The organism is Pontimicrobium sp. MEBiC01747, assembly GCF_053601635.1.
Genome location: NZ_JBSHNS010000585.1, coordinates 1 through 13,320, shown reverse-complemented (window position 1 = coordinate 13,320; position 13,320 = coordinate 1). Strand labels below are relative to the sequence as shown.

13 protein-coding genes are annotated in these 13,320 nt (G+C 30.6%); 2 read left to right on the top strand and 11 right to left on the bottom strand.

Annotation, left to right across the window (positions count from 1 at the left end):
- Both ACVC2P_RS19680 and ACVC2P_RS19675 read left to right on the top strand, forming a co-directional pair.
- Nucleotides 1-816: sugar phosphate nucleotidyltransferase (locus ACVC2P_RS19680; RefSeq protein ID WP_452600156.1), on the top strand; the 816-nt coding region annotated here is incomplete at its 5' end.
- Nucleotides 810-1,901, top strand: a complete 1,092-nt coding sequence (locus ACVC2P_RS19675; protein ID WP_452600155.1) for a phosphotransferase enzyme family protein — start codon at nucleotides 810-812, stop codon at nucleotides 1,899-1,901. The genes ACVC2P_RS19680 and ACVC2P_RS19675, both read left to right, overlap by 7 nt.
- Here ACVC2P_RS19675 and ACVC2P_RS19670 read toward each other — a convergent pair.
- From ACVC2P_RS19670 to ACVC2P_RS19620, 11 genes are all read right to left on the bottom strand, one after another.
- A complete protein-coding gene (locus tag ACVC2P_RS19670) occupies nucleotides 1,884-3,290 on the bottom strand; it encodes a Gfo/Idh/MocA family protein (protein WP_452600154.1) in 1,407 nt (468 codons plus the stop codon). The genes ACVC2P_RS19675 and ACVC2P_RS19670 overlap by 18 nt on opposite strands.
- A gap of 90 nt (nucleotides 3,291-3,380) precedes the next feature.
- The gene (bshA, locus tag ACVC2P_RS19665) at nucleotides 3,381-4,526 is read right to left on the bottom strand and encodes an N-acetyl-alpha-D-glucosaminyl L-malate synthase BshA (RefSeq protein WP_452600153.1); all 1,146 of its coding nucleotides are present in this window, start codon (nucleotides 4,524-4,526) and stop codon (nucleotides 3,381-3,383) included.
- Nucleotides 4,527-4,572: 46 nt separating this feature from the next.
- A complete protein-coding gene (locus tag ACVC2P_RS19660; protein WP_452600152.1) occupies nucleotides 4,573-7,497 on the bottom strand; it encodes a glycoside hydrolase family 3 N-terminal domain-containing protein in 2,925 nt (974 codons plus the stop codon).
- A gap of 432 nt (nucleotides 7,498-7,929) precedes the next feature.
- Complete coding sequence (locus ACVC2P_RS19655; protein ID WP_452600151.1) at nucleotides 7,930-8,415, bottom strand: ABC transporter ATPase; 486 nt, start codon at nucleotides 8,413-8,415, stop codon at nucleotides 7,930-7,932.
- Between the two features lie 48 nt (nucleotides 8,416-8,463).
- Entirely contained in the window at nucleotides 8,464-9,975 is a 1,512-nt protein-coding gene (locus ACVC2P_RS19650; RefSeq protein ID WP_452600150.1) for a PH domain-containing protein, read from the bottom strand.
- Nucleotides 9,968-10,477: a PH domain-containing protein gene (locus ACVC2P_RS19645; RefSeq protein WP_452600149.1), complete on the bottom strand. Its 510-nt coding sequence runs from the start codon at nucleotides 10,475-10,477 to the stop codon at nucleotides 9,968-9,970. Before ACVC2P_RS19645 ends, ACVC2P_RS19650 begins: the two co-directional genes overlap by 8 nt.
- Before the next feature lie 40 nt (nucleotides 10,478-10,517).
- Entirely contained in the window at nucleotides 10,518-11,309 is a 792-nt protein-coding gene (locus tag ACVC2P_RS19640; RefSeq protein WP_452600148.1) for a (Fe-S)-binding protein, read from the bottom strand.
- Nucleotides 11,310-11,315: 6 nt separating this feature from the next.
- Nucleotides 11,316-11,963: a hypothetical protein gene (locus ACVC2P_RS19635; protein ID WP_452600147.1), complete on the bottom strand. Its 648-nt coding sequence runs from the start codon at nucleotides 11,961-11,963 to the stop codon at nucleotides 11,316-11,318.
- A gap of 13 nt (nucleotides 11,964-11,976) precedes the next feature.
- Nucleotides 11,977-12,423 (bottom strand): LNS2 domain-containing protein, encoded by a 447-nt coding sequence (locus tag ACVC2P_RS19630; protein WP_452600146.1) that lies wholly within the window; start codon nucleotides 12,421-12,423, stop codon nucleotides 11,977-11,979.
- Nucleotides 12,420-12,782 (bottom strand): hypothetical protein, encoded by a 363-nt coding sequence (locus ACVC2P_RS19625; RefSeq protein ID WP_452600145.1) that lies wholly within the window; start codon nucleotides 12,780-12,782, stop codon nucleotides 12,420-12,422. The genes ACVC2P_RS19630 and ACVC2P_RS19625 overlap by 4 nt, the downstream gene beginning before the upstream one ends.
- Before the next feature lie 113 nt (nucleotides 12,783-12,895).
- Nucleotides 12,896-13,320, bottom strand: a 425-nt coding sequence (locus ACVC2P_RS19620; RefSeq protein WP_452600144.1) for a 4Fe-4S dicluster domain-containing protein, incomplete at its 5' end; no start/stop codon positions are given.

Genomic DNA, 13,320 nt, shown 5'->3' with positions numbered 1-13,320 from the left:
AACCACTACTCTATTATAGATTTCTCAATCTATGATGCTATTCAAGCTGGATTTAATACTATAATTTTTATACTAAGAAAGGAGATTTTAGATGAATTTAAAGATCGCTATGAAAATACATTCGATACTTCTGTTACCATGCATTTTATTATACAAAGCAATGACAACATAACTAATAAATATAACCATCAAAGAAAAAAACCTTGGGGAACTGGACATGCTTTATTAACATTAAAAGACGTTGTTACTAATAATTTTGCACTAATTAATGCTGATGATTTTTATGGCAGATCTGCTTTTGCAACAATGCATGATGCGCTTTTTAATTTTGAAACAAAAAACAGGAATTTCTTTTTAGGTTATGCATTAAAAAACACACTTTCTAGTAACGGAAGCGTATCTCGAGGAGAATGTGTTATAGATAATAATAGCCTATTAATAGATATTACTGAAAGAACCGAAATTAAAGCGCAAAACTCTGGTATTATTACTTATATAGATTTAGATACTAATGAAGTACAATTACCAGCAGAAACGATTGTGTCTATGAATTTTTGGGGATTTTCACCTGAAATATTTAAAATTGCAACAAATCAATTTAATCAGTTTTTAGAGACTCCTAAAATTAAAGAGAGTTCAGAATTTTACATTGCTCAAATTGTTGATTATACCATAAAAAATAATTTAATGACCTTTAAAATGTTATCTACAGCATCACAATGGTATGGCATTACATATAAAAGCGATATCGATAATGTTTCTAACAGTATTTCAGAATTAATTAAACAGGGTGTTTACCCTAAGGAATTATGGTAGCTCTAAAAAACTTACAGGTTATAGCCAATCAATTTAATATTCAATCTGGTTTAAAAAAAATAAAGGCACTTGAATCTGGACATATAAATGACACTTATTTAGTAACTTCAAACAGTAACGAGCATTATGTTTTACAGAAATTAAATGCAACTGTTTTTAAGGATGTAGAAAGTATCATCGCAAATAAAACAGCTGTTAGTGAGCATTTAAAGCAATTAGAATCGTCATACAAATCTGTACGCTTTATAAAAACCATAAATTTAGAATCTAGTTTTAAAGATAGTGATGGTAATTATTGGAATATGATGGAATATATTTCTAATAGTGTTACTCATGACATTGCAACTAATACAAAAATGGTGTTTGAAGCTGGTAAACTCTATGGAGATTTTATTAAACAGACCGCATCTTTATCTTCTAATATTATAAAAGAAACTTTACCCGACTTTCATAGCGTTCCGTTACGTTTTTTACAGTTTGAAGCGGCTCTTAAAAAAGCCTCTAAGGACAATAAAGCCAATGCCCAAAAAGAAATTAATTTTGCTATACAATGCAAAGAAGAAATGATGGAATTAGCTAGGCTAAAAGATAATGGTGCATTTCCTATAAGAGTAACACATAATGATGCAAAATTATCTAATATATTGTTTAACCATAATGAAGAAGGTTTAGCTGTTATAGATTTAGATACAATAATGCCCGGCATTATTCATTTCGATTTTGGAGATTCTATACGCTCTATATGCACTAGTGCTGTTGAAGATAGTGACGATTTTGATAATGTTTCTATTAAACTAGACTACTACAAAGCTTTTTGTGAAGGGCATGCACAATCTACAAAAGGTATTTTAACGCCTCAAGAGATAAATTATTTACCTCTTGGGGTTAAAACAATAATTTTTATAATGGGATTACGTTTTTTAACAGATTACCTTAATAATAATATTTATTATAAAGTAAAATATGCGTCGCATAATTTAACACGCTGTAAAAATCAATTTAAATTAGTTAAAAGCGTACAAGAGCATTACGATAACATTATAGAAATAACGAATAAATGTTATAACTTAAATAATATCTCTTAATACTTCTGCTTTTCTATATTTTTCCCATGTTCCACCTGTAAAATCTGGAATTTTTGTACTTGCGCTTTCATTAGCTACAGATATTTCAGACAATGGTGTTATAGCACTCCACAATACGCTATCGTATAAGTTTATATCTAAAGGCAAGCCTTCGTTTAAACAGCGAATAAGTCTATAAATCATTACAAAATCCATTCCTCCATGTCCAACTGCATTAGCATCTATTTGTGTTTTTAGCTTATTCCATAACGGATGATCGTATTTTTCTCTATAACTTTTATACTCTTCTTCTTTTAACCAATTATGTCCCCAGTATTTTAATTCAGGTTCATTAATAAATAGTCTAGAGGGATAACCTTGGTGTACTGCTTTAGTTCCTGTTAAGGTATTTAATCTGGAATATGGTCTTCCTGTATGTACATCAAACTGAAGCATTATACTCTTGCCTTTTTTTGTTCTAATTAAAGTTGTATTCATATCTCCACAGGCAAATTTAGAGAACTTACTATTTTGCTCTTTTGCAGCCATAGAAAGGCTTTGTTCTCTAGAGCTCATAGACACTAAATGATCGTAATTATCGCCTCTACCAATATCCATATAAAAACTTACAGGCCCAAGACCATGTGTTGTATAAAAGTTACCGTTTCTTTTTTCGTGATGTTTAATACGCCATTGGTCTTCATAATAAACATCATCTAACATGTGTTTTCTTAAATCATGAATGTATGCTCCTTCTGCATGGTTTAAATCGCCAAAGACACCTTGGTCTACCATATTTAAAACCCATAACTCTTCTCCATTAAAGCAACAGTTTTCCATCATCATACAATGTTTTTTTGTACGCTCTGCTGTTTCAATAATTTTCCAGCAGTCTTCTAATGTATAGGCTATAGGTACTTCACAGGCTACATGTTTTCCTTTCTCCATACCATAAATAGACATTTCTGTATGGTATTTCCATGGTGTTGCTATTATAAGTAAGTCTATATCGTCTCTATCTGCAACTTTTTTCCATTCTTCTTCTCCTCCAAAATATAAATCGGCTTCTTTATCTTGAATCTTTTTTAAATAGGTATTGTTTTTTTGAACTTTATCCTCTTTTAAGTCTGAAAGAGCTGCAATCTCGGCAAAGTTATTTTTTATTAAATATTCAAACATTTGAATTAAAACACTTCCTCTATTTCCAAGACCTATTATACCAACTCTAACCTTACTAATAGGGGCTGCTTTTAGGTTTACGACAGCGCCTGTTGCTTTGCTATTTAAAAGTAAAGCATTTGCTTCTTCTTTATCTATAATAGTCTCGTCTTTGCAGCTACTTAGTACAGGGGATAGCCCTAAAAACAAGCTTGCTCTTGCACTTAAATTTAAAAAGGATTTTCTATTCATAATATCTTTAGTTTTAAGTAAGGAAAGTTATTAAAATAAAACTACTTCTTAAAATAAAAGATTATGAATACTTAATATCTAGAAAAAGGCTTAATTAACTTCTTCTCTTATGCATTTAGATAATGTTGCTTCGTAAATAGCTTCATATTGTGGTACTATTTGAAGAATATCAAATTTAGCTGCTTGTGCTTTTGCATTAACTTTAAACGTTTCGAGTAAGTGCTCATCTTTAAGAATGTTTATTGCATTTTTACTCATAGCTTCTATATCTCCTACATCGCTTAAAAAACCTGAGAATCCGTTTTCATTAACTTCTGGTATACCTCCTGTATTACTAGATATTACAGGAACTCCAGATGCCATAGCTTCTAATGCAGACAACCCAAAACTTTCGGTTTCACTTGGTAATAAAAATAGGTCTGAAAAACAAAGAATACGGTCAATCTCATTACTATTTCCAAAAAACACAACTTTGTTAGATATGCCTAATTCTCTACAAAGTCTTTCTGCTGGTTCTCGTTCTGGTCCTTCTCCAACCATCATTAACTTGGCAGGGATTTCTTGCTGTATTTTATAGAATGTATTAATAATATCTGGTATGCGTTTTACTGGCCGCATATTGCTAATGTGTGTAATAATTTTTTCATTATCATTAGCCATCATACCACGTTGACAGTCTGTAAAACCATGTTTAAATTTCTTTAAATCTATAAAATTAGTTATTACATTAATGTCTTGTTTTATATCAAATAAACGTAAAGTATCTTCTTTTAAGCTATGAGAAACTGCTGTTACTGCATCAGATTTATTTATACTGAATGTTACTGCTGGTTTATAGAACGGATGGCTTCCTACTAAAGTTATATCTGTACCGTGTAATGTTGTTACTATTGGTACATATATATTATCTTCTCTCAACATTTTTTGAGCCATATATGCCGCATAGGCATGTGGTATAGCATAATGTACGTGCAATACTTCTATTTTATGAAGTTTTACCATATCTACCAACTTACTCGACAAAGCAAGTTCGTACGGCTGATAATGGAATAAAGGATACTCTGGTACATTAACCTCGTGGTAGTGTACATTGTTTCCTAATAATTCTAATCGAACAGGTTGATTATAGGTTATAAAATGAATGTTGTGACCTCGTTTAGATAGTTCTAATCCTAATTCTGTAGCTACAACTCCACTACCTCCAAACGTGGGGTAACATACTATTCCTATTCTCATGTTTTTTATTACTGTGTTTTTTTGATTGATTATATTTTATTACAGTTTATTCTATAATGGCATCATAGATAGCCGCTTGAATGTCTGTTCTTATATTTTCTCTTAATAACCTATTTTTTCCTTTAGATGTTGGGTATGTTCTATTTGCTAAAAACACATATACCAATTCTTGTTCTGGGTCTGCCCATGTATAGGTTCCTGTAAAACCTGAGTGACCAAAACTCGTCATAGATACACAGCCGCAAGTTGGTCCTTCTTCTCCTAACTGAGGTTTATCGAACCCAACTCCTCGCCTCACTTTCTTACTGCAATAATAACAAGTGTTAAACTTATTTATTGTTTCGGTTTTTAAATAACGCTTACCTCCATAATATCCTTTTTGCAAGTACATTTGCATGATTTTAGCAATATCGTTAGCGTTACTAAAAACCCCAGCATGTCCTCCTACACCGCCTTGCATTGCTGCTCCCATATCGTGCACGTAACCGTGTACTTTTTGAAATCTATAGTAATCGTCTATCTCTGTCGGAACTATATGCTTATTACTTACATTTTTGTATGGATTATATACTGTATAATTTGCGCCTAGAGATTTATAAAAATGATCTTGCACTAATTCATTTAATGGTTTATCGTAATGTTTTTCTATATAACGCTTTAAAATATAATAAGGTAAGTCGCTATAACGGTAACGTAAACGGCGTAACAAATCTGTATCTTTAATTAGTTTTGGTATAGAATCTTGGTAATCGCTACGCATGTATAGATTATTAGCCACTTTTACATTAAACTTTTTACTTTTAGTTTTACTGTAATATTCTGGAGATGGTTTTTTGGTTACAGAGTCTAATGTTGCATAATAAAATGGAATCCAAGGTTTTAGTTGTGCATAATGCGACAACATTTTCTTTATTGTAATATCCTTTTTATTCGATTCTTTATATTCTGGTAGTATTGTTGATAATTTAGTATTTAATGAGACAATGCCTTTTTCTTCTAATTCCATTAATAATGGTAATGTTGCTACAATTTTAGTTAAAGAGGCAATGTCGTAAATGTCATTGTACTTTACATTTTCACTATTTTTATCATACGTATGTTTTCCAAAGTTTTTATTGTAAATAACTTTCCCTTTTCTTGCTATTACTAATTGAATTCCTGGTGTCATTTTTGCATTTACGGCATAGTTAGCGATAGAGTCTATTTTTTTTAGCTTTTCGGAGCTAATCCCTACGCGTTCTGGTACAGTATAGCCTAATCGTTGAATTGCTGTGTTATGTATTCCTTCTCCTTCTTTAAAATATTGTCCTGCTGATACTGGTAGGTTTCCTTTAGAGGCTAATGCTCCAAAAATAATTTGTGCCGATTTTTCTTGTGCTATTTTACTGTTTTGATAGCTTACTATTACACTTTCTATGTTTGTAATTGTTTTAATATCTAGCAGCGCATAAGGTTTTGCAAAAACGTTTAAAATAACATTATTTGTTCTTGCTATTTCGTATAACCATGTTAACTCTTTATTAGAAAATTTATGATCTTTCCATGGGTTTGCATTAGATTTATGATACCCAACAATAACCGTATTATATGCTCGTAGACGTGCTATTAATTCATCTAAATTATCTGCTTTTATTTCGTGTATTTCTGTATAATTTTTAAGTGTTCTTAAAAACGGTTTACCATCATCGTCCCCTAATTTAACATAGGCAATTTTTTTAGTTTCTAAATGACGTAAAGGCAATACTTGGTTAGAGTCTTTTACTATTGTAATAGCATTTTCCATTAGGGTTTCGTAAAGGATATCGTCTTTTGCTCTATTTAAATCTTTTACTAAGTTATGGATTCCTATTGGAGAGTATTTATTTAATCCTACTTTATATTTTGCTTGTAATACTTTTTTTACGGAGTGTGCTAAACGGTCTTCGGTTATTGTTCCTTTATTATATGCTTCGGTAAGTTTTTCTATACCTATGGCTACATTACTAGACATTAACATTACATCGTTTCCTGCCAAAAAGGCCACTAAATCTATATCTCCTGGTTTGCTAAAATTAGACGCTCCTTTCATTGTTAATGCATCTGTAAAAATAAGCCCTTTAAATCCTAGACGTTCTTTTAATATAGTAGTGACTATGTTTTTAGATATTGAAGATGGGTAACCATCTCTAGGTTCTAAACTTGGTATATTTAAATGCGCTACCATAACGCTAGACAAGCCTTCTTTTATTAATTTTTTATACGGGTATAGTTCTACTGAGTCTATTCGTTTTTCATCGAAATCTACCGTTGGCAATGTTTTATGCGAATCTGCAGAGGTGTCTCCATGTCCTGGAAAATGTTTTGCATTAGCTAAAACGCCAGTGCTTTGCATGCCTTTCATAAATGCTAATGCTTTATTGGTTACATTGTCTCTGTCCTCTCCAAAAGAACGGTTCCCAATTATTGGGTTTTTTGGATTGGTATTAATATCTACTACTGGTGCAAAGTTAAAATGAACTCCTAAACGTTTGCAATGCTCTCCTAACTGCTTCCCCGTTTGTTCTATTAGTCTATTATCTTTTATAGCTCCCAACGTCATATTCCATGGAAAAGAATATGTAGAATCTAAACGCATACTTAGCCCCCATTCTGCATCCATACCTATTAATAATGGTATTTTAGAAACTGCTTGTAATTTGTTATTTAATCTTGCTTGGCGAACTGGGCCTCCTTTTGAGTAGATAATACCCCCTATTTTATGGTCGTTGATAAGTTTTACTATTTTCTTTTTTTCTTGAGGTGTTTGACTAGAAAAAACCTGAACCATGTATAGTTGCCCTATCCTCTCTTTTAACGATAGTGAATTATAAACACTGTCTACCCACTTTTTTTGACCTTCAACGTCTTTTGCTAGTAATGGATTATTTGTAGTTTGAGCATAGAAAGTGCTCGTTATTAAACTGAAAAATATAAGAAAAAATAATTTGCGCATAAATAATAGGGTTTAATAGTTGTTCTATTAGTATTTACAACTAAAAACTATGCCAAATTAGTATATTTCCTACGATAATTAAAGACTTTAAGATAGTTTTATAAAGAAGTAATTAACCAATGTAAAGTTTTATACACGATTATGCGATTTTAGATACAATTTGCGTAGCTTCTGTATACATTTTCTGTATTAAATCTGTTTGTTAGTTCTGTTAAACTAATCTTTTTTATATGCTATACCTAGTCCGTTTAAAGGTTTTTCACCCTCTATTATTAAGTCGTTTGAGAGGTTGTGCTTTGTTATAAAACTAATAACTCATTCTTTTCGATTTTTTAAACTCAAATTAGCTGACAATTAGCTATTTAGGTTCTATTAAAATCAAAATAGCCAAACTCAATATTAAAATAATACCGTTTTTGGCTATTGTTATTTTTAATTTAAAAAACGATTATGCCAGCTCTCGCTAGCTGGTACTTCCCAGTTTTCTTTTAACTCGGCAATGTTTGTAACTAGATTATTGAATACTATTGTTTTTTTAGAAACTGCTTTTTGCTTAGCCATTGTTCTAAAATCTGTTAATGTTTTATGGGCTACAAATTCACCTTGCTTGTAAGAGACATTCATTTTATCCATTAAATCAACATTATATGCTTTTTCTAACTCTTGAATAAAATGTACAGAAGCATCTATAGAACAACCTGTTGCTGCTTGTATATCTTGGTCTAAAGCGATTATTATAAATCGTTTATATCTAATTTCGTATCCTGCTTTTAAGTCGCTACCATGAGCTGTCCAATTAGTAATAAATATATTAAGTTTTTCTTTTATTTCTTCTAATTCAGCTTCTGAAAATGAACGATTGGCTTGGTAAATCCAGACTCTTGACGTTTCTGGTAAAGTGTTAAATTCTACTAACATATATATTGTGCTGTATTTTTAAATTGTTTGTTGTACAAAAATACGATTTTACATCCAATCTAACCGTTGAGATTCTACCTTATACAATAAGTAATCTGCTATTGTTTTTGCTTGTTGCGCCTTAACATAAGGAATAGTTATTGTTTTTGATGATGTTGCAATTTTTACAGATGCTATATATCTACGTTTTTGAAAAATACTTTGTACAATACTTACAGTTTGTATTTTATGAATTTCTAACAGCTCTATACTAGAACTTAATATGCCTCCACTACCTACAGATAAATAATTGTCGTCCATAGTATAAAATGCTTTGTTGTATCTAGATTGTATTGCTAATATTAGGTATGGAATAAATAGTAAGTTAACCAACCAAAAATAGATTTCAAAAAAACTAAAAGCTAGTGCATTAATGATAATTAAAACAGGAATTGTTTTTAAAATTAAAATTCTTTTATAATACCATTCTGGTTTATAGCGCTGCAAATCCTTATTAAATGCACTATATAAACGTTGCACTAAATAATCTATTTGTGCTTTTCCTAATCCTATAATTGAAAAATGTTTCTGTTCTTTTTTTGCAACCATGGCTTGTTTAAAGTTCATGGTGTGTAATCCAAGATATTGCTTTACTTTATTTGTTGTAATTTGAATATTTTGTATTCTAGATGGTGTAAGGTTTAAAGATACTTTATTTAATAAGCCTTTTGTTATTTCTATACTTTTGTTATTGTCAACAACTTTTAGGTTATAATTAACAATTACAGTTTTTATTAGTGATACTAAAAAAGTGGTAATTACTAAAACAATTATAATAAAAGAGTTAAACAGAAGCATTTTTAGAAACGAGCTTTCATCCATTTTAAACCATTCTCCAAAATAATCTTGCCAATCCAATTGCTTTACAAAATCTTTAAAATTAGTATAAAGCCCGCCTATAAAGGCTACAATAATAAAGAAACTCTGTAAATGATTTTGACTAATACCTTCTAGTAATAGTTTTTTTATAGAGGCTTCATAAAACACATTATTTTTAGCGCTTTCTCTCTCTTGGGGTTCAACAATTTCTGTATCTATTATTTTAGAGTTTAAAAATAGGGCTTCTTTTAATTGTAATGCTTTTTTACGTTGTAATGCTGCTATAGAAATCTCTGTACTATTGTCTCCTGCTGTTTCTATATTTACTTGTACTACATTTATTAATTGCTGAAATATATTTTGTTTTATATATACGTTTTGAATTTTTGATTTTGGTATTAAAATGGTTTCTTTTTTTAAAATACCAGTAGATAAATGGAAATCGTCCTTAGAAATATAAAATGTAAAGTTTAAGTATTTTAAAATTGCCTTAATTAACATTATTAAAATAACACCTGCAAATAGTAGCATTATACGGTTTTTTGAAAACCCAAAGACACTGCCTTTTTGGAATAGACTGTACGTAAATACAAGCAGTAACGTAATACTCTTTTTTACAAATTTATAGGTATTAAGTACAAATAATACTAGAATTCCTTTAACAGATTGCCGGCTAGGGTTACTAAAATCAAAGTCATTCATTTAACTTACTTGTTATATGATCGTTTAATCTATTAGCAACATCTATTGGTAAGCCTTTTATAGATAAATCTTCTCCTGAGTCTCCTGCAGAATAGATATTAAGTGTTGCTAAATTTAATTTTCTTGCTAAAAAGGATCTAGAAATTTCAATATGTTGTATTCTAATAAATGGTAATGTAGTAATCTTGTTTACCAAAAGCCCTTTAGTGTATATTATATCGTGTTCTCTTAAGGCATAGCCTCGTTTAGAAAATGCTAAAATGGTTATAATGCTATTTATAAGAAAGGCTGCGCTAATAGCAATTATCACGGGTATAAAAGAAAACTCTATTTCTTTAAATTTTGGAGATTGTTTTAATACAAAAAGTACCATTATTATAATAGCGTATATAATTACTCTATTAAATAATAGTACTTTTAAATATGTTTTAGAAACAGGTTTATATGTTATAGATTCTAGTGTTGGTAACTCGTCTATATTTATCTGTTCGTTTTTAAACATTCATAATTATTTAAAATATTTAGGTACCGTACACCTACTTTTATAAATCTTTTGCATTAGCAATTAATTCTGCAATATCCATGACTTCAATGTCTCCTTCTTTTTCTTTCCCTTTTACTCCATCTGTCATCATTGTATTACAAAAAGGACAACCTGCTGCTATAATTTGTGGTTTAGTTTCTAACGCTTGTTCTGTACGTTCAATATTAATGTCCTTATCTCCTTTTTCTGGCTCTTTAAACATTTGCGCACCTCCAGCTCCACAGCATAAGCCTCTAGATTTGCAGCTTTTCATTTCTACTAGTTCTGCATCTAACTTACGTATTAAATCTCTTGGAGCTTCGTATACATTATTTGCACGACCTAAATAACATGGGTCATGAAATGTTATACGTTTTCCTTTAAACTGACCACCTTCTATAGTTAACCGTCCGTCATCCAGTAATCCTTTTAAAAACTGTGTATGGTGAACAACATCATAGTTACCACCTAATCCAGGGTATTCATTTTTTAATGTGTTAAAGCAATGTGGACATGCTGTAACTATTTTTTTTATTTCGTAAGCATTCATTACCTCGATATTAGTAACGGCTTGCATTTGAAATAAAAACTCGTTTCCTGAACGTTTCGCTGGGTCTCCTGTACAACTTTCTTCTGCTCCTAAAACAGCAAATTCTACATTTGCCTTATTTAACAATCTTACAAACGCTTTAGTTATTTTTTTAGCTCTATCATCAAAGCTTCCAGCACATCCTACCCAAAATAGTACTTCTGGTTGTTTGCCTTCTGCCATAAACTCCGCCATTGTAGGCACCTTTAGTTGTTCGCTCATGATTTGTTAATTAGTTTTTGTTTGTTTTTTACTCTCTAACATTAAATTTTGATTGTATGCTTTAGCATTTTCAAGAATTTCTACCGATAATATTTGAAAAAATATTGGTGAGTCTGGATCGTAATTTAATGTCTTCCACGACTTGTTTGTTGAATCGTCTTTTATAAAAATGATTAGTCTATCTTTCATTAATACATTCAATGTATTGGTTGATAAAAATTCTACATCCATACCTTGAATTTTCATCATTTTCTTCATTGTCTCTTTTTGCTCGTCTGAAAACGTCTTATTATTAAACGTCATTTTCATTTTTAAATCGTAAGATAAAAAAGCATAGTCTGCTTTAGTTTCTTCATCTTTATATACGTCAGACAATTTATAATTAGGAATCTCATTAGGGATTTCTATTGCAAATTCATCGTTACCCTCAAACATTGATTTTATAATAGGCAACATCGATTCTTTTGGAACTATTTCGAAAAGTTTTGGGTAAGTCATGTCTAATAAAGTGTCAAAATCTTTATTATTTACACTCTCAAATATTTTTATTGCAATTGTATCTAGTTCCTGTGATGCTTTATCATCTTGAGCATAAAGCTCTGCAAAGCCTGTAACTAAAAACAGGGTAACAATTAATGTTTTTATTATATTCATGAACTTACTTTAATTAGTCTTTTTGGGAGTCATCAAAAACTTGAATCGTCACATTTTTATCTACTAAATCTGTAAATTTCCCTTTATATCTAGTCGCTTTTACTAAATGGTTATCTATCCAATGGTAATTACCTCCTCTAGGTTTCCCCATTAATAAGCTATGGAATTTAAATCCATGCTTGTTTAACCAATCTGTAGTAACAGCACGATGTTCTTCTGTTCTAGAGGTAAAGAAACAAATCATGTGTCCTTCATCATACCATTTGTTACATGTTTCTAATGCGTCTGGGAATGGTTCGCATGTAACCATACGTTCTGGCTCTTCGTTAGGTACATCTTCTGTAATTGTGCCATCTATATCTACTAGGTAGTTTTTTACTCCTTCTGGTAATACTGGGCTAATTTTTTCTCCAGCTTCAACTTTTTCGTGTAGTAGTTTATCTGCTTCTTCGCGTTTCATTCCTTTAGTTTGATGTTTATCTTAGTCTCTTTGGTTATAGATTTAAAATCTTCTTTAGAGATTCTTATATATATAGCTAATCGTTTTTTTCCGTTCTCTAATTTATTTTCAGGATAATATTTTTCTAAATCTGCTCTTCTTAAAGCTTCTTCTCCTATACTTTTTGTTTGTTGTTCTGTACAGTAATCGCAAAATACTTTTTTAAGCTTTATATTTGTCGCTTTACTATTCTTATATGCTATTTCTGTATAGACTTTTATTTGAAGAGAATCTTTTTTATAGGATTGCGCAAACATTGTATTAAGTCCTAGACCTAGCAATATAAACAGGGTACTGTATGTTATTTGAGTTTTACTCACTTGTTTTATTCTAATTAAAACAAACAACATTGTTACAACTTATAATAATTGTATTAAATGTTATAGTAATCATTAAAGCTTTTATAGGTAATGAGTACAATAACAACCAATATTTATTCGTCTTTCCAATTTAATCTATCCATCTGGTTATATGGCCATGGCGCTCCATTATTTTCAATATTTGTCATCATATTGTTTAATTCCATTGGGGCTGCCGATTCTTCCATTACCAAGTAACGGCGCATTTCCATAATAATATTTAGTGGGTCTATACTTACTGGGCAAGCTTCTGTACAGGCATTACACGATGTACACGCCCAAAGTTCTTCTTTTGTAATATAATCGTTTAATAGCTGCTTACCATCATCTTTAAACTCTCCTTTATTAGCATCAATATTTTTACCAACTTCTTCCAAACGATCTCTTGTATCCATCATAATTTTACGAGGAGATAGTTTTTTACCTGTTTTATTAGCTGGGCATTCGCTAGTACAACGTCCGCATTCTGTACATGTATATGCGTTAAGTAGGTTTACCC

Coding starts and splice junctions, on each gene's coding strand:
- ACVC2P_RS19655 (WP_452600151.1), bottom strand. CDS start 8,415: ATGTTAGTAGAATTTAACACTTTACCAGAAACGTCAAGAGTCTGGATT.
- ACVC2P_RS19650 (WP_452600150.1), bottom strand. CDS start 9,975: ATGAATGACTTTGATTTTAGTAACCCTAGCCGGCAATCTGTTAAAGGA.
- ACVC2P_RS19635 (WP_452600147.1), bottom strand. CDS start 11,963: ATGAATATAATAAAAACATTAATTGTTACCCTGTTTTTAGTTACAGGC.
- ACVC2P_RS19630 (WP_452600146.1), bottom strand. CDS start 12,423: ATGAAACGCGAAGAAGCAGATAAACTACTACACGAAAAAGTTGAAGCT.
- ACVC2P_RS19660 (WP_452600152.1), bottom strand. CDS start 7,497: ATGCGCAAATTATTTTTTCTTATATTTTTCAGTTTAATAACGAGCACT.
- ACVC2P_RS19645 (WP_452600149.1), bottom strand. CDS start 10,477: ATGTTTAAAAACGAACAGATAAATATAGACGAGTTACCAACACTAGAA.
- bshA (WP_452600153.1), bottom strand. CDS start 4,526: ATGAGAATAGGAATAGTATGTTACCCCACGTTTGGAGGTAGTGGAGTT.
- ACVC2P_RS19670 (WP_452600154.1), bottom strand. CDS start 3,290: ATGAATAGAAAATCCTTTTTAAATTTAAGTGCAAGAGCAAGCTTGTTT.
- ACVC2P_RS19640 (WP_452600148.1), bottom strand. CDS start 11,309: ATGAGCGAACAACTAAAGGTGCCTACAATGGCGGAGTTTATGGCAGAA.
- ACVC2P_RS19675 (WP_452600155.1), top strand. CDS start 810: ATGGTAGCTCTAAAAAACTTACAGGTTATAGCCAATCAATTTAATATT.